12 protein-coding genes are annotated in these 17,798 nt (G+C 45.4%); 11 read left to right on the top strand and 1 reads right to left on the bottom strand.

Features of this window, described 5'->3' with window-relative positions; all coding sequences use genetic code 11:
• Positions 1-32: 32 nt before the first annotated feature.
• From galK to MoGM_RS05115, 10 genes are all read left to right on the top strand, one after another.
• Positions 33-1,193: a galactokinase gene (galK, locus tag MoGM_RS05160; protein ID WP_104369051.1), complete on the top strand. Its 1,161-nt coding sequence runs from the start codon at positions 33-35 to the stop codon at positions 1,191-1,193.
• Positions 1,194-1,479: 286 nt separating this feature from the next.
• Complete coding sequence (locus MoGM_RS05155; protein WP_104369050.1) at positions 1,480-2,646, top strand: aldose epimerase family protein; 1,167 nt, start codon at positions 1,480-1,482, stop codon at positions 2,644-2,646.
• 34 nt (positions 2,647-2,680) lie between these two features.
• Positions 2,681-4,357, top strand: a complete 1,677-nt coding sequence (locus tag MoGM_RS05150; RefSeq protein WP_104369049.1) for a sodium:solute symporter — start codon at positions 2,681-2,683, stop codon at positions 4,355-4,357.
• 59 nt (positions 4,358-4,416) lie between these two features.
• A complete protein-coding gene (locus MoGM_RS05145) occupies positions 4,417-5,094 on the top strand; it encodes an NUDIX domain-containing protein (protein ID WP_104369048.1) in 678 nt (225 codons plus the stop codon).
• Positions 5,095-5,115: 21 nt separating this feature from the next.
• On the top strand, positions 5,116-5,820 hold the full coding sequence (locus MoGM_RS05140; protein WP_104369047.1) for an L-ribulose-5-phosphate 4-epimerase: 705 nt from the start codon (positions 5,116-5,118) through the stop codon (positions 5,818-5,820).
• Between the two features lie 27 nt (positions 5,821-5,847).
• Positions 5,848-7,389, top strand: a complete 1,542-nt coding sequence (gene araA, locus MoGM_RS05135) for an L-arabinose isomerase (RefSeq protein WP_104369046.1) — start codon at positions 5,848-5,850, stop codon at positions 7,387-7,389.
• 132 nt (positions 7,390-7,521) lie between these two features.
• Positions 7,522-9,120: a xylulokinase gene (locus tag MoGM_RS05130; protein WP_104369045.1), complete on the top strand. Its 1,599-nt coding sequence runs from the start codon at positions 7,522-7,524 to the stop codon at positions 9,118-9,120.
• A 5-nt stretch (positions 9,121-9,125) separates the two neighbouring features.
• Positions 9,126-10,694, top strand: a complete 1,569-nt coding sequence (locus tag MoGM_RS05125; RefSeq protein ID WP_104369044.1) for an alpha-N-arabinofuranosidase — start codon at positions 9,126-9,128, stop codon at positions 10,692-10,694.
• A 56-nt stretch (positions 10,695-10,750) separates the two neighbouring features.
• The gene (locus MoGM_RS05120) at positions 10,751-12,766 is read left to right on the top strand and encodes a transketolase (protein ID WP_104369043.1); all 2,016 of its coding nucleotides are present in this window, start codon (positions 10,751-10,753) and stop codon (positions 12,764-12,766) included.
• Between the two features lie 65 nt (positions 12,767-12,831).
• Positions 12,832-13,275 (top strand): RpiB/LacA/LacB family sugar-phosphate isomerase, encoded by a 444-nt coding sequence (locus tag MoGM_RS05115; RefSeq protein ID WP_104369042.1) that lies wholly within the window; start codon positions 12,832-12,834, stop codon positions 13,273-13,275.
• A 120-nt stretch (positions 13,276-13,395) separates the two neighbouring features.
• Here the strand turns inward: MoGM_RS05115 and pyk are convergent, their stop codons facing one another.
• Positions 13,396-14,847, bottom strand: coding sequence for a pyruvate kinase (gene pyk, locus MoGM_RS05110; protein WP_104369041.1), 1,452 nt, complete (start codon positions 14,845-14,847; stop codon positions 13,396-13,398).
• 956 nt (positions 14,848-15,803) lie between these two features.
• Here pyk and rho point away from each other — a divergent pair.
• Positions 15,804-17,762 carry a transcription termination factor Rho gene (gene rho / locus MoGM_RS05105; RefSeq protein WP_104369040.1) on the top strand — a complete coding sequence of 653 codons (1,959 nt, stop codon included), beginning with the start codon at positions 15,804-15,806 and terminating at the stop codon, positions 17,760-17,762.
• The last annotated feature ends 36 nt before the right edge of the window (positions 17,763-17,798 follow it).

The raw sequence follows: 17,798 nt of genomic DNA, 5'->3' as shown, positions 1-17,798 counted from the left end.
AAGCATTCATAACTTTATAAAACCTGAAAACTATGGATATTGAATTTGTAAGAAGCCGCTTCATCAAGCACTTTGACGGCAAAACGGGTAATATATATACATCACCCGGACGTATTAACCTGATAGGCGAGCATACCGACTATAACGGAGGATTTGTATTCCCCGGAGCAGTAGACAAAGGTATAATGTGTGAAATCCGTCCTAACGGAACAGACACGATAATGGCATACGCCATTGACCTGAAAGACCGCGTAGAGTTTAAGGTTGACGATCCGAAAGGCCCACGGGCAAGTTGGGCACGTTATATTTATGGAATCGTCCAGGAAATGAAAAAACTGGGCGTGGATGTCAAAGGATTTAACACCGCATTTGCAGGCGATGTGCCACTTGGAGCAGGCATGTCCTCATCCGCAGCATTGGAAAGTTGCTACGCTCTCGCCCTAAACGATTTGTTTGGAGACAACAAGGTGAGCAAATGGGATATGGCATTGGCTGGTCAAGCGACAGAACATAACTATTGCGGTGTCAATTGTGGTATAATGGACCAATTTGCAAGCGTATTTGGAAAGGAAGGATGTTTGATGCGTCTTGACTGCCGCAGCCGCGAATTCGAGTATTTCCCGTTCAATCCGGTCGGCTACAAACTGGTATTGTTGGATTCTGTTGTCAAGCACGAATTGGCCGGCTCACCGTATAATGACCGTAGAAACAGTTGCGAGAACGTTGTTAAACACATTGCGGAAAAACATCCTGAAGGAAAATTCGAAACATTACGGGACTGCACATGGGAACAACTTGAAGAGGTCAAAGATGAGGTCGGCGCAGAGGATTACAGCCGCGCCAAGTTCGTGCTTGGTGAAAAAGACCGCGTATTGGCCGTATGCGATGCTCTCAATGCCGGAGATTATGAAACAGTAGGTAAAAAAATGTACGAAACTCATCACGGATTATCAAAAGAATATGAAGTATCATGCGAAGAGCTGGATTATCTCAATGAATTGGCAAAAGCAAACGGTGTAACCGGAAGCCGAATAATGGGAGGAGGCTTCGGAGGATGTACAATCAACCTCGTAAAAGAAGAACTATACGACAAGTTCATCGCCGATGCAAAAGAGAAGTTTGCAGCCAAATTCGGACACGCTCCGAAAGTATATGACATCGTCATAAGTGACGGTTCAAGAAAAGTCTGCTAATAACCCCATAATATTCATGCAAAAAGGCACTTACAGGATTGTAAGTGCCTTTTTGCATGAATATCAAGAGACACAAATCTTTATCCATCAACACGATTAATAGTATCCTGATAATAAATATCATGCAACAAATATGTTATAGTACGTTAAATAAACCGCCTTTAAGTGTAAAGAAAACACTATGCGTGAAAAAATATGCTTTTTTATGTTGCGATTTAAAATTTAAATAGTAACTTTACGCCTAAATAATATAATCTATAATAAAATTATTAAAAACATTCTGATAATGAAAAACCTTAAAAAGACCTGTTTGGGATTTGGCTTTGCAGCCCTGCTACTTGCCGGTTGCTCCACGAGCCAAAAAGAGCTTACCACCTTATCCGGATTAAATCCTACCGCTTTTGATTCTGTCATCAACGGCAAAAAAACATCCTTGTTTACTATAAAAAACAACAACGGGATGGAAGTATGCATAACCAACTTCGGCGGAAGAGTGGTATCTATTATGGTTCCTGATAAAAACGGAAACATGACCGATGTTGTATTAGGATATGATAATATCGCCCAATACGCAGATACGGTCAATTCACCAAGTGACTACGGCTCATCTGTCGGACGTTATGCAAACCGCATCAACAAAGGCAAAATAACTGTCGAAGGAAAAGAATATCAATTACCACAAAACAACTTCGGACACTGCCTGCATGGCGGTAACTCCGGATGGATGTATCAAGTATATGATGCCGAACAGCCAAATGACTCGACACTGAAACTGACTATCGTCTCACCGGATGGAGATAACGGCTTCCCGGGTACAATAAATGCAACAACCACATACACACTGTTAAGCGACAACACATTAGACATTGTATTCGAAGCCACAACAGACAAAGAGACAGTGATTAATATGACAAACCATTCTTACTTTAACCTTAACGGTGATCCGTCCCGTGAAGGAACAGACATGGTTTTATATGTGAACGCTGATAATTTCACACCGGCTGACGAGACATACATGACAACAGGAGAAATAGCTACGGTCGAGAACACCCCTATGGACTTCCGTAAGCCGCACGCTATAAGCGAAACTATAAATGATACCACTTTCCAACAGATAAAGAATGCGACCGGATATGATCATAACTGGTGCTTAAATACATATAAAGACGGTAAAGGCGATGACACTCAAGTATGTGCCAGCCTTTATTCTCCTTCAACTGGAATATTCCTTGAAATGTTTACCAACGAACCCGGAGTGCAAGTCTACACAGGTAACTTCCAAGGCACAGGCATTACATGCAAGAACAATACTAAATACCCCAAGCATGTATCTGTATGTCTCGAAAGTCAGAAATACCCCGACTCGCCGAATAAAAAAGACTGGCCAAGCCCTTATCTGAAACCGGGCGAAAAGTATTACAGCCACGTTGCTTATAAATTTTCTATCAAATAATTCAAGTTCAAACAAAAAAACTAAAACATAAATTATGGCACTTTTAGATTGGATTGTAATTGGTGTCTTTTGCATTGCGCTAATTGGCATTGTCATCTGGGTCATCAGCCAAAAAAACAACAACTCGGCAGATTATTTTCTTGGAGGTAAAGACGCGACATGGATCGCAATCGGAGCTTCCATATTTGCTTCCAACATAGGTTCCGAACACTTGATAGGACTTGCCGGAGCCGGAGCTTCATCCGGTATGGCAATGGCACATTGGGAAATTCAAGGCTGGATGATCCTTATTCTCGGATGGGTATTCGTTCCATTCTACACTCGGTCTATGGTTTACACAATGCCAGAGTTCCTTGAAAGACGATACAATGCGGCCAGCCGCACCATACTCTCCGTAATCTCATTGATTTCCTATGTGCTCACAAAAGTTGCTGTAACAGTTTATGCCGGTGGCCTTGTGTTCCAACAGGTATTCGGGATCAAAGAACTTTGGGGCATAGACTTCTTCTGGATCGCAGCCATCGGACTTGTTATCATAACAGCCCTATACACCATTCTCGGAGGTATGAAATCGGTCCTTTACACGTCTGTATTACAAACTCCTATATTATTGCTGGGCTCTCTCATCATCCTCGTCTTAGGACTTCGCGCACTTGGAGGCTGGGATGTGATGATGGAAACATGCAAAGCCGTTGAAGTAAATCAATATGGCGACCACATGACAGACCTTATACGCAACCTTCGTGACAAAGACTATCCTTGGCTCGGCGCATTGGTCGGTTCTGCAGTCATCGGTTTTTGGTATTGGTGTACAGACCAATTCATTGTACAACGTGTACTATCTGGAAAGAATGAGAAAGAAGCGCGCCGTGGAACCATCTTTGGCGCTTATCTAAAGCTTCTCCCCGTGTTCCTGTTCCTCATTCCCGGAATGATTGCCTTTGCAATGTCAAAAAATCAAATAGAACTTGCAACAGGCGTATATGTTCTCCCCAGTGCTGATGCCGCATTCCCGTCATTGGTAGCCAAGTTGTTGCCGGCAGGAGTAAAAGGACTTGTTGTCTGCGGTATCCTTGCTGCCCTAATGTCTTCTTTGGCATCACTTTTCAATTCTTCGGCGATGCTCTTCACCATAGACTTCTATAAACGTTTTAAACCCAACACATCAGAGAAAGCCCTGGTGAAAATCGGACAAGCGGCCACTGTTGTCATCGTTATTCTGGGAATTTTATGGATTCCTATCATGAAATCAGTTGGTGATGTGCTATATAATTACCTGCAAGACGTACAATCGGTACTTGCCCCAGGTATTGCAGCAGCCTTCCTACTTGGTATCACATGGAAACGCGCTTCCGCAAAAGGAGGAATGTGGGGATTGTTGTCCGGTATGGTCATCGGTCTCACACGCCTTGGAGCAAAAGTTTATTACAGCAATAACACTGATGCATCAGATTGCTGGTTCAAATGGTTGTTCTATGATTTCAACTGGCTGTATTTCTGTGGAGTAATGCTGGTCGTATGCTGCCTCGTTGTTATTATCGTCAGCCTAATGACAGAAGCACCTTCCGAAGACAAGATACGTGGTCTTGTGTTTGGAACATCCACTCCGGAACAACGTGCCGAGACACGCGCAAGCTGGAATAAATGGGATATTATCCACACATCTATCATTTTAGCCATAACTGTTGCATTCTATTACTATTTCTGGTAAATAAAAAGAATGGAGGATTTAATATATCCTCCGTTCTTTTCACTCTTTAATTCTTTGAAATGACAAAATTCTATAACGAGTATTCTAAAGTTCTTGTTTCTGTTGACTGTATTATCTTCGGATTTAATGAGGGAGAACTCCGAGTTCTTATCGGCAAACGCAAGATGGAACCCGGATTAGGGAAAGATTCTCTTTATGGAGGATTTGTCAGAAACAACGAGAGTGTTGACGAGGCTGCCAATAGAGTGCTATTGGAACTTACCGGCTTAAGAAATTTATACATGCAACAAGTGGGTGCATTCGGACAGGTTGACCGTGATCCGGGAGAACGCGTCATATCAATTGTATACTATGCGCTGATAAATACAACGGACTATGACAGCATGCAACAAAAACAGCACGATGTGCATTGGGTAAACATAAATGACCTACCGGAATTATACTCCGACCATAATGAGATGGTAAGAAAAGCCCACAAAATGATGAAAGACAAAATTTCCCGTGAGCCAATTAGTTTTCGCTTACTGCCCAATCTCTTCACTCTTACCCAACTACAGAAAGTGTATGAGGCTGTATGCGGAGAGGAAGTAGACAAGCGCAACTTCCGTAAGCGCATAAAAGAAATGGACTTTATTGAAAAAACCGAGCTTATAGATAAAACAAGTTCAAAACGCGGGGCATACTTATATAGATTCAACAAGAAAGCATATAAGGAAGATCCCAATTTTAAACTATAACAAATAATTATTCAATCACTTATGTTAGAAGAACTGAAAGAAAAAGTATTCCGTGCCAACCTTGATTTGGTAAAACATAATCTTGTTATTTTTACATGGGGCAATGTATCTGGAATAGACAGAGAAAAAGGATTGGTTGTCATTAAACCGTCCGGGGTCAGCTATGATGAGATGAAAGCATCAGATATGGTGGTTGTAGATTTAAATACGGGTGAAGTCGTGGAAGGAGAATTAAATCCATCATCAGACACACCCACGCACCTTGCTTTATATAGAGAATTTACCGAAATAGGAGGAATAGTACATACACACTCCACCTATGCCACTGCATGGGCACAGGCAGGCAAAGACATACCGAACATAGGGACAACCCATGCCGATTACTTCCACGATTCCATTCCATGCACCGATGACATGACAGAAAAAGAAGTCAAGGGTGACTATGAGTTGGAAACAGGGAACGTAATAGTAAAAAGAATCAAGGCTGCAAATATCAACCCTATGCATACTCCGGGAGTGTTAGTGAAAAATCATGGTCCTTTCTCGTGGGGAAAAGACGCAGATAATGCCGTGTATAATTCCGTTGTCATGGAACAAGTTGCCAAAATGGCATTTATCTCATATTCCGTAAACCCATGCACGACAATGAATCCCCTATTAATAGAAAAGCATTTCAGTCGTAAACATGGCCCAAATGCATATTACGGACAAAAGAAAAAACAATAAATCATATAACTTAAAATATTATATAATATGGTCAAAGCTTTTGAGAACATGGAGGTTTGGTTCGTCACCGGTGCACAACTTCTTTATGGAGGAGATGCAGTATTACAAGTTGACAACCACTCTAAAAAGATGGTAGAAGGACTCAATGAATCAGGAAGACTACCTATAAAAGTAATTTACAAAGGAACGGCAAACAGTTCAAAAGAAGTTGCCGATATATTTGCACAAGCGAATAATGAGAAGAAGTGTGTAGGTGTAATAACATGGATGCACACCTTCTCACCGGCGAAGATGTGGATACACGGTCTTCAAATTCTCCATAAACCACTGCTCCACCTGCACACACAATTCAATGAAGAGATTCCATGGAATGACATCGATATGGACTTCATGAACCTAAATCAAAGTGCGCACGGAGACCGTGAGTTCGGCCACATTATTTCACGAATGCGCATCCGCAGAAAACTTGTGGTCGGATATTGGAAAGAAGCAAAAACACAAGAACACATCGCAATATGGGAGCGTGTCTGTGCAGCCTGGTCTGATTCACAGGACATGCTCATTCTTCGTTTCGGAGATCAAATGAACAATGTTGCCGTCACCGATGGCGACAAAGTAGCGGCCGAACAAGTTTTAGGCTACCATGTCGACTACTGCCCGTTCAGTGAAGTCATGGGCTATTTCAATGATGTCAAGGATGAAGATGTAAATTCACTTGTCACAGAGTATTTCGCTCTTTATGAACACGACGCATCACTTGAAGACAAGACAACAGAGGATTATCAAAAAGTATGGAACTCCGCAAAGGCCGAGTTGGCATTACGTGCCATACTGAAAGCCAAAGGAGCAAAGGGGTTCACAACCAACTTTGATGATCTCGGAGACATTAATGTTAATGAGACAGGAAAAGGTTTTGATCAAATTCCAGGTCTTGCTTCACAGCGCCTTATGGCCGAGGGCTATGGCTTCGGTGCGGAAGGCGACTGGAAATCCGCTGCATTATACCGCAGTGTATGGGTCATGAACCAAGGACTGCAAGGCGGATGTTCATTCCTCGAAGACTATACGCTAAACTTCAATGGCGATCAAAGTTCCATACTTCAATCGCACATGCTTGAAGTATGTCCTCTCATCGCAGCTTCAAGACCAAGACTCGAAGTCCATTTCCTCGGCATCGGCATCCGTAAGAGCAAAACGGCACGCCTTGTGTTCACATCAAAGGTTGGAAAAGGCGTAACCGCTACGGTTGTCGACATGGGAAACCGCTTCCGTCTGATAGTGAATGATGTTGATTGCATTGAGCCAAAACCACTGCCCAAACTTCCTGTCGCATCGGCATTATGGATTCCCCTACCAAACTTTGAGGTAGGTGCCGGATGCTGGATATATGCCGGCGGAACACACCATAGCTGTTTCTCTTATGATCTGACAGATGAGTACTGGCAAGACTATGCTGAGATAGCCGGAATAGAATGCCTTTTCATTAACAACGATACCACTGTCGACAATTTCCGCAAAGAACTGCGGTTCAATGAGGTTTATTACATGCTTAACAAAGCATTGAGCTGATTATAATAAATATTAAGAGTTAAGATATAAGAATATACATTTCCCTTGCCACGGCAACAAAAATATTCCTTACATCTTGACTCTTAATGTTTAAATCTTTATTAACCACAAGAAACTATTAATACATACATAATGAATTCAGAAGCGAAATCCACCATAGACAGCGGCAAAGCGATCCTTGGAATAGAGTTTGGCTCCACAAGAATCAAAGCTGTACTCATAGATCAAAACAACAACCCTATAGCCCAAGGAAGCCATGAGTGGGAAAATCAGCTGATCGACGGTCTGTGGACCTACAGCATAGAAGCCATTTGGAACGGTTTGCAAAATTGCTACGCAGACCTTCGCTCCAACGTGAAGAAACTCTATGATACGGAGATAGAGCTACTTGGGGCCATTGGAATAAGTGCCATGATGCACGGTTACATGCCTTTCAACAAAAAGCAGGAAATACTCGTGCCGTTCAGGACATGGAGAAACACCAATACAGCCAAGGCCGCTGCCGAATTATCCGAACTTTTCGTATACAACATCCCTCTCAGATGGAGTATATCCCATCTGTACCAGGCTATCTTGGATAAGGAAGAACACGTCAGAGAGATTGACTTCATCACTACCCTTGCCGGATATATCCACTGGCAGATAACGGGCAAAAAAGTATTAGGCATCGGAGACGCCTCCGGCATGCTCCCGATTGATCCTGAGACGAAAAACTACTCGGCCGGTATGACCGCCAAATTCAACAGCCTCATTGCCGATAAAGGATATGCCTGGAAACTTACGGATATCCTGCCGGAGGTTTTACTTGCCGGAGAAAATGCCGGTTTCCTGACAGAAGAAGGAGCAAAACGTCTTGATATCTCCGGCCATTTGAAAGCCGGCATTCCCGTCTGCCCGCCAGAAGGAGACGCCGGAACGGGAATGGTTGCCACAAATGCGGTAAAAGTCCGCACTGGTAATGTTTCGGCCGGAACCTCCTCTTTCTCCATGATCGTATTGGAAAAAGACTTATCCAAGCCATACGAGATGATAGACATGGTCACCACGCCTGATGGCAGCCCAGTAGCAATGGTCCATTGCAACAACTGTACGTCCGACTTGAACGCATGGGTCAATATTTTCAAAGAATATCAGGAACTGCTCGGTATTCCGGTAGATATGAATGAGATATACGGTAAACTGTACAACAACGCGTTAAACGGCGACACTGACTGCGGAGGTCTTATCGCATACAACTATTTCTCCGGTGAGCCTGTAACAGGCCTTTCGGAAGGCAGGCCGTTGTTTGTCCGCTCGGCAAACGACAAGTTCAACCTTGCTAACTTCATGCGCTCTCACTTATATGCCTCCATTTGTGTACTCAAAATAGGCAATGACATCCTCTTTAAAGACGAGCAAGTCAAAGTTGACAGGATAACAGGACATGGCGGTCTGTTCAAAACCAAAGGCGTAGGGCAACGAATACTTGCCGCAGCCATCAACTCTCCAATCTCTGTCATGGAAACCGCCGGAGAAGGAGGAGCATGGGGTATAGCACTGCTTGCATCGTATCTTGTAAACAATAACAGCCAACTTTCACTCGCCGACTTTTTGGAATACAAGGTGTTCACCGGCGAATCTGGAGTTGAAATTTCTCCAACTGAAGAAGAAGTGGCAGGTTTCAACAAATATATAGAGAATTATCGGAATTGTCTGGCAATTGAGGAAGCGGCCGTAAACGTTAAGAAATAACATATATGAGAAAAGTATTTATAACAATAGCCATAATGCTGGGCTGTACTTTGACAATGTCCGCGGAAGATGCCAAAGCCACCATCGACATCAAACAAGGGAGTCAGAAAATACATAAAGAGATATACGGTCAGTTTGCCGAGCACCTCGGCTCATGTATATACGGAGGACTCTGGGTCGGCGAAAACTCCGTAATCCCGAACATCAACGGTTATCGTAAAGATGTTTTCGATGCCCTCAAAAACCTGCAAGTACCAGTATTACGCTGGCCGGGCGGATGTTTCGCCGATGAATACCATTGGATGGATGGAATCGGTCCGAAAGAGAACCGTCCGAAAATGCAGAATAACAATTGGGGCGGAACCATCGAAGACAACTCATTCGGCACCCATGAATTCCTTAACTTGTGCGAAATGCTCGGTTGCGAGCCTTACATAAGCGGAAATGTAGGAAGCGGAACCGTGGAGGAACTTGCCAAATGGGTTGAATATATGACAAGCGACGGTGATACACCAATGGCAAAATTACGTCGTAAAAACGGCAGGGACAAAGCATGGAAAGTAAAATTCCTCGGTGTCGGCAACGAGAGCTGGGGATGCGGCGGCAACATGCGTCCGGAGTATTATGCCGATTTGTATCGCCGCTATTCGGTCTATTGCCGTAATTATGATGGTAATAAGCTCTACAAGATTGCCAGTGGCGCGAGTGATTACGATTATACCTGGACCAAGGTGCTGATGAACAACATCGGTAACCGCATGGACGGAGTATCCCTGCACTACTATACCGTAACTGGATGGAGCGGCAGTAAAGGGTCGGCTACAAAGTTTAATGACGATGATTACTATTGGACAATGGGCAAATGCCTCGGCATTGAGGACGTGATAATAAAACATTCAAAACTCATGGACGCCAAAGACCCGCAAAAGAAAATAGGTCTTCTCGTTGACGAATGGGGAACATGGTGGGACGAAGAACCGGGAACTATAGCCGGGCACCTGTATCAGCAAAACGCCCTGAGGGATGCTTTCGTGGCAGCACTATCGCTCAATGTATTCCATCGTCACACCGACCGTGTGCGCATGGCCAACATCGCACAAATCGTAAACGTATTACAGTCAATGATACTCACTGACCAAAAAGGCACGGGCCACATGGTTCTCACACCTACATATCATGTGTTCGACATGTACAAAGGATTTCAGGAAGCCACATACCTGCCTATGGATATTACATGCGACAGTATCGCCGTCCGTGGAGACCAGCACGCAAAAGACGGCCGTAAGATACCTGTTCTCAATACTTCAGCCGCAAAACAAACCGACGGTTCGCTTATCATCTCCTTGTCTAACATCAGTCTCGACAAGGATCAGACTATTTCGATAGACCTGAAAGGATTCGCCGCAAAGAACATCACAGGCCGCATACTCACGTCAAAAAATGCCACAGACTATAATGACTTTGAGCATCCTGATGTCATAAAACCGATGGAGTTCAAAAAAGCAAAACTGAAGAAGAATATCATTACGGCTGAGATTCCCGCCAAGTCAATCGTTGTATTAAACGTGAAATAAAATCTTTAATACGATAAATAAAAACATTATCAAAAACAATTTTATAATAAAAGAATATGAACGACAAGAATCTAATGATCAAGGCTGCGGACAATATCCGCATACTTGCGGCATCAATGGTAGAGAAAGCCAATTCCGGCCATCCCGGCGGAGCCATGGGAGGCGCGGACTTCATCAATGTGCTTTTCTCTGAATTTTTGGTTTATGATCCCGAAAATCCTTCATGGGAAGGACGCGACCGCTTCTTCCTCGACCCCGGCCACATGTCTCCGATGCTTTATTCTGCATTGGCACTGCAAGGCAAGTTCACGCTCGAAGAACTAAAAGAGTTCCGCCAGTGGGGCTCTCCCACCCCCGGTCACCCCGAACGTGATATCGAGCGTGGCATCGAGAATACCAGCGGACCACTTGGTCAGGGCCACACATTCGGAGCCGGAGCGGCCATCGCAGAGAAGTTCCTCGAAGCCCGTCTTGGCAAAGAAGTAGTCAACCATAAGATATATGCCTATATCTCCGATGGCGGCATAGAGGAGGAAATCTCACAGGGAACAGGCCGCATCGCCGGAATACTCGGCCTCAACAACCTTATCATGTTCTACGATAGCAACGACATACAGCTTTCAACCGAGTGCAATGTCGTGATGCAGGAAGACACTGAAGCCAAATATAAGGCGTGGGGGTGGAATGTCATCAACATAAACGGCAATGATCCCGATGAAATCCGCAAAGCGCTACAAGCCGCTCAAAAGGAAGAGAAGCGCCCTACTTTGATTATCGGAAAGACAGTAATGGGCAAAGGTGCTCTCAAAGCTGACGGCTCGAGCTTCGAGCATAATATCGGAACACACGGTGCTCCACTCGGCGGAGACGCATACGTCAACACCATAAATAATCTCGGCGGAGACCCTACAAATCCGTTTGTAATCTTCCCCGAAGTGGAAAAACTATATGCAGACCGCAAAGAGGAATTGAAGAAGATCGTTGCCGAGCGCCATGCCGCCGAGGCCGAATGGGCCAAAGCCAACCCCGAGAAAGCCGCGTTGTTAAAAGAGTGGTTCAGCGGAAATGCTCCGAAAGTGGATTGGAGCGCTCTCATACAGAAAGAGAACTCTGCCACACGTGCGGCCAGCGCGGCATGCCTCGGCGTGCTTGCCGAGCAGGTACCCAACATGATTTGCGCTTCCGCCGACCTGTCCAACTCTGACAAGACAGACGGTTTCCTGAAGAAAACGACATCACTCCAAGCCGACAGTTTCGAAGGCGCATTCTTCCAGGCCGGTGTCAGCGAATTGACTATGGCTTGCATGTGTATCGGCATGTATCTCCATGGCGGTGTCATTCCCGCATGCGGTACATTCTTCGTTTTCTCCGACTACATGAAACCTGCCGTACGCATGGCTGCCTTGATGGAAGTGCCCATCAAGTTTATCTGGACTCACGACGCTTTCCGTGTCGGCGAAGACGGACCTACACATGAGCCGGTTGAGCAAGAAGCACAAATCAGATTGATGGAGAAATTGAAAAACCACCACGGTAAAGACAGCGTGCGTGTATTCCGCCCGGCCGATGCCGACGAGACAACCGTATGCTGGGCGATGGCCATGGAAAACATGGAAACCCCGACCGCCCTTGTACTATCCCGTCAGAACATTACCAAACTTCCTGCCGGCACGGATTATGAGCAGGCCCGCAAGGGTGCTTACATCGTGGCCGGTTCAGACGAAGACTTCGATGTCATACTGCTCGCCAGCGGTTCGGAAGTATCCACACTTGTCGCCGGTGCCGAGCTGTTGCGCAAAGACGGCGTGAAAATCCGCATCGTGAGCGTACCCTCAGAGGGACTGTTCCGCAACCAAAGCAAGGAGTATCAGGAAAGTATACTCCCCACCGGTTCAAAGATCTTCGGCATGACAGCCGGCCTGCCAGTCACACTCGAAGGCCTTGTAGGTGCAAACGGCCGTGTGTTCGGTATGCAGAGCTTCGGTTTTTCGGCTCCATACAAAGTGCTCGATGAGAAACTCGGATATACCGGTGAGAACGTTTACAAGCAAGTAAAAGAAATGCTTGCATAAAAATAATCAGGTCATGGACACCGCTGGTGTCCATGACATTTTTTCCAAACTCAAATTCAACGGATATGGAAATAAAAAGAATCGGAATAGCCTGCGACCACGCAGGGTTTGCCTTAAAGAAATTCGTCATTCAGTATCTTGAAAACCATGGATACGATTATAAGGATTATGGCACTTACAGTGACATGAGTTGTGACTACAGCGACTTCGGGCATGCGCTGGCCGAAGGCATCGAAAGCGGCGAGGTATACCCCGGTATCGGAATATGCGGAAGCGGCGAAGGAATAAGCATGACTCTCAACAAGCACCAGGGAGTACGTGCCGGATTGGCATGGATACCAGAGATTGCCCATCTCATACGCCAGCACAACGATGCCAACGTATTAGTGATGCCTGGACGGTTTGTGGACAACAATACTGCCGAAAAAATCATGGATGAATTTTTCAAGACCACTTTTGAGGGCGGAAGACACCAAAAGAGAATAGACAAGATGCCGATAGACAAATAAAACTACTCGGCACTACCCTCACCCGCCGATGGTTTGAGGGATGATATATAAAAATAATGGCAGAGAACAATCGTTCTCTGCCATTATTTTTTATATTCTCAATATCTCAAAAAAAAGAATTTATGCGTTTTTTTTAGCCTCTGGCATGTGGAACGTATACGAACGCTCAAATACCTCGCCTACCCTATTTATTTCAAGGAATGTGGTTCCTCCTCCCTCATGAAAACTTCCGCTCAGGTGCGCGACCTTGTCTTCCATACTCAGGTAGCCTTTCTGGCGAAGCATTCGCAATGCTGCGAGAAACTGCTCCTCCGGGCCTATCTGCTCATGCTGCGCAACAGGAATGACTCCGTAACTCAGCGCCAGCCACCGTTGGGTCTTCTCTTTGTAGCATATTGCCAACACGGGGTTCGGACCGCGGAAAGCGGCAAGATTACGGGCTGTATATCCTGTCTTGCTGTCTGTTATGATACCTTTAACGCCCAGACGCTCAGTCGCCTCGATGGCGCTTCTCGACAGAAACTCTGCGATATCGGTGTTCTCGGTTATCGGAATGTCATATTCCATATTGTAAGCCCTGTCCTTCTCCGCCTGTTCGGCAATGGCGGCCATCGTTTTCACCGCCTCCACCGGATACTTGCCGCTCGCGGTCTCACCGCTAAGCATCAGGGCATCAGTACGGTAATATATGGCATTGGCAATATCTGTCACCTCCGCACGTGTGGGGCGCGGATTGTTTATCATGGTGTGCAGCATCTGTGTAGCCACAATCACCGGTTTCTTGGCAAGCATGCACTTGCGCACGATCTTGCGCTGTATACCCGGTATACGCTCTATCGGGACCTCTATTCCGAGGTCGCCACGGGCTATCATTATACCATACGACGCCTCTATAATCTCATCGATATTGTCTACACCTTCCTGATTTTCTATCTTCGAGATTATCTTTATGTCGCTTCCACGCTCGTCGAGTATATCCTGCACTGCCTTCACGTCCGCCGCACTGCGCACAAACGAATGGGCAATGAAGTCTATATCCTCGTCGATGGCAAGGTTGATGTTTGCCTTGTCCTTCTCAGTGAGTGCGGGCAAATCGATATGCACACCAGGCACATTCACACTCTTATGCGAACCGAGCGTGCCGTCATTCTTGACCTGTGCGATGACGGCCGGACCGTTGATACCGATAATTTCCATATCAAGCGCCCCATCATCGAAAAGTATATGATTTCCAATCTGGACATCATCAACGAAATTGACATACGACAGATTAATTATATCATGCTCTGTGTCCACATCAGGCCTGCCGAATATCTTCACCACGTCTCCCGTCTTGTATTCAATGGGATTGTCACATCCCGTAGTCCTGATTTCAGGACCTTTCGTATCTATCAATATTCCGATGTGGCGAGACACACTCCTTGTGTTTCTGATTATCATCCTTATTCCATCCGGAGTGGCGTGGGCGGTATTCATTCTTATCACATTCACTCCTGCGTCAAAAAGCTGGCGAATAAAATCGACATCACACCGTCTGTCACTGATGGAAGCTACAATCTTTGTCTGTTTCATTTTCTTACGTCTCGTTATTTTCTTTTTAAAAGGCAAAGTTACATCATTTATTCGATACTACAAAATTTTCAGGCTGTATGATAAATACAAAAAATACGGAAAATATGCGGCAAACGTCCCGAAAACCATACGCAGGCCACAGACGACAACTTGTCGCAACGGCCTTGTTTTGTAAATAAAAATCATAAAACCCGCAATATTTCCTATATTAATGTTTTATTCAAAAACGATAAAAAAAACAACACATATTGCATCGAAAAATGACAGAAAATCCGACAAGACAGGCTCTGTCTCCAATTTCTACGCAACGGGATACCCGTTACATTCCATTTAGATACTAAACGCAATGCAACGAGTATCCCGTTATAAAGCAACGAGGCTCCCGTTGCAGAGCAACAAGAGCCTCGTTATCACAAAAAAATTAACATTATTACAAACAACCACACACACCTTCTTCATTTCCGGCATAACCTTGACGGCATTATAACAGCATGCTTATGTCAAGGGCGGCTTTATGCAAATAACATATAAATGTGTCACATCAACCTTTTTTTAATTTTCCAAAACACAAATATCAAAATTCACGGTACTAAAAAAACAGCATAAAAACTTCTCTGCCACATGCAATTTTGTAAATAAATATCATAATCATCACCTCCTTTTTATATAAAACCGGAAACAAATATACACATTAAATCAATATAACGCAAACATCAGCACGATACACTTCCATATATACATCCACATAAAAATGAGAAGGCAACAGAACTCCACCGCACGTGCCGCAAAATACATAAACACGAATATCGGTATTGTACATTATTTATACCGTCTTTTATTTGGCGGTTTCAAAAAAAAACCGTAAATTTGCACCGTTTTAGAAAATAGCGTTTCCATCCGCGAAACGTTTTTACCTCGAATTTACATATCCGGTAATATACTTATAGCATCATAGTATGTATACAAAAGAAGAATTAGAATCTATGGATATTCCACAGTTGATGGGTATCGCAGACCAATTGGGCGTAAAAGTTTCGCCCAATGACGAACATGAGACCGTGGTCTATTCCATTTTAGACAAAGCCGCGGAAGAAACCGCCGCAAACGCTGCCACAGCTCCCAAAAGAAAAAGAACAAGAATAGTGAAAAAAGACACAAATAAAGTCTATACCGTTAACGGCAAGGAAGGTGAAAACTTTGATGTCAAGAACAGGCACGGCAAGACAACAGAGAAACCGGCATCACTGTTTGGTGAGCTCCCTGTCAGCAACGACACGGAAACAACGGCAGAGAGCATAGCCGAGGAGACGGCAAGCACAGAAAACACAGAGCCACAGGAGAAAACCACTCCGAAACGCAGAGGACGCAAGCCAAAATACGAACAGGAAGAAACCGCCGCAGAAAGCGAACAGACCGAGAAAAACGAGGAAGAACCCGTTATCGAACAAGCCGCAGAAACCACTGACGACGACAACTACACGGAAGCGGCTGTTCCCGAAGCCGAATTTTCCGATGATCAGACCAACAACAACGACAACATCGGACTTCTGGAACAATTACAGGAAAAGCTGTCAAAGCATAATCAGGACGAAGAAAAAAACGATACCGCCGCTGCCGTATGGGAAGGAGACCCGGGAGACGGTACCGACTTCATCACCGTAGTAGACATTCCCATCGAAGACCAGGGAGCGATGCCCACGCTCGACATGTTCGACAGACCCACCGTGCCCCAACAGGAGATTGAGCCGATACACAACACGATGCCTGCCACCCAGCAGAAACCAACATTCGATTTCTCAGACATCATATCCGGAAACGGCGTTCTGGAAGTACTCTCCGACGGTTACGGTTTCTTGCGTTCAAGCGACTACAACTATCTGTCATCACCAGACGACATATATGTATCACCGCAGCAGATAAAGAAATACGGCCTGAAAACAGGAGACGTGGTCGACTGCACTGTGCGTCCGCCACACGACAACGAAAAGTATTTTGCACTGAGCAACATCAACGCCATTAACGGACGCGACCCGAACGAGGTACGCGACCGTGTGTCTTTCGAACACCTAACCCCGCTCTTCCCCGAAGAGAAATTCTCTCTGTGCGGCGACAAGGAGACAAGCAACCCAAGCGTACGCATAGTAGACCTTTTCTCTCCGATAGGCAAAGGACAGAGAGCACTGATTGTGGCACAGCCGAAAACGGGTAAGACCATACTCATGAAAGACATCGCCAATGCCATCGCGGCAAATCATCCGGAGGCATATCTGATGATGCTGCTCATCGACGAACGCCCGGAGGAAGTGACAGACATGAGCCGCACGGTGAACGCCGAGGTCATAGCTTCCACATTCGACGAGCCGGCCGACCGCCATGTGAAAATAGCCGGCATAGTGCTTGAAAAGGCAAAGCGGATGGTTGAGTGCGGACACGACGTAGTGATATTCCTCGACTCCATCACACGCCTCGCACGGGCATACAACACAGTGAGTCCGGCAAGCGGAAAAGTACTCACCGGCGGTGTTGACGCAAACGCCCTGCAAAAGCCGAAAAGATTTTTCGGAGCAGCCCGTAACATAGAGAACGGAGGCTCGCTGACCATCATCGCCACCGCATTGATAGACACTGGCTCGAAGATGGACGAGGTCATCTTTGAGGAGTTCAAGGGTACCGGCAACATGGAATTACTGCTCGAACGCTCACTGAGCAACAAACGCATATTCCCGGCAGTAAACCTTGTGCAGTCAAGCACACGCCGCGACGATCTGCTGCAAGACCCGACCACACTGAACAGAATGTGGATCATACGAAAGTTCATCAGCGAGATGAACCCGATAGAGGCCATGAACACCGTACGCGACAGGCTCGTGCAAGCAAGAAACAACGAAGAGTTCCTCATGTCCATGAACGGATAGGAAACGTATGTCTTCCCCAAAAAGACATATATAAAA

Source organism: Prevotella sp. MGM1 (assembly GCF_002933775.1).
GTDB lineage: Bacteria > Bacteroidota > Bacteroidia > Bacteroidales > Bacteroidaceae > Prevotella.
This window is presented reverse-complemented; position numbering and strand designations above follow the sequence as displayed.

Coding starts and splice junctions, on each gene's coding strand:
- galK (WP_104369051.1), top strand. CDS start 33: ATGGATATTGAATTTGTAAGAAGCCGCTTCATCAAGCACTTTGACGGC.
- MoGM_RS05155 (WP_104369050.1), top strand. CDS start 1,480: ATGAAAAACCTTAAAAAGACCTGTTTGGGATTTGGCTTTGCAGCCCTG.
- MoGM_RS05150 (WP_104369049.1), top strand. CDS start 2,681: ATGGCACTTTTAGATTGGATTGTAATTGGTGTCTTTTGCATTGCGCTA.
- MoGM_RS05145 (WP_104369048.1), top strand. CDS start 4,417: ATGACAAAATTCTATAACGAGTATTCTAAAGTTCTTGTTTCTGTTGAC.
- MoGM_RS05140 (WP_104369047.1), top strand. CDS start 5,116: ATGTTAGAAGAACTGAAAGAAAAAGTATTCCGTGCCAACCTTGATTTG.
- araA (WP_104369046.1), top strand. CDS start 5,848: ATGGTCAAAGCTTTTGAGAACATGGAGGTTTGGTTCGTCACCGGTGCA.
- MoGM_RS05130 (WP_104369045.1), top strand. CDS start 7,522: ATGAATTCAGAAGCGAAATCCACCATAGACAGCGGCAAAGCGATCCTT.
- MoGM_RS05125 (WP_104369044.1), top strand. CDS start 9,126: ATGAGAAAAGTATTTATAACAATAGCCATAATGCTGGGCTGTACTTTG.
- MoGM_RS05120 (WP_104369043.1), top strand. CDS start 10,751: ATGAACGACAAGAATCTAATGATCAAGGCTGCGGACAATATCCGCATA.
- MoGM_RS05115 (WP_104369042.1), top strand. CDS start 12,832: ATGGAAATAAAAAGAATCGGAATAGCCTGCGACCACGCAGGGTTTGCC.
- pyk (WP_104369041.1), bottom strand. CDS start 14,847: ATGAAACAGACAAAGATTGTAGCTTCCATCAGTGACAGACGGTGTGAT.
- rho (WP_104369040.1), top strand. CDS start 15,804: ATGTATACAAAAGAAGAATTAGAATCTATGGATATTCCACAGTTGATG.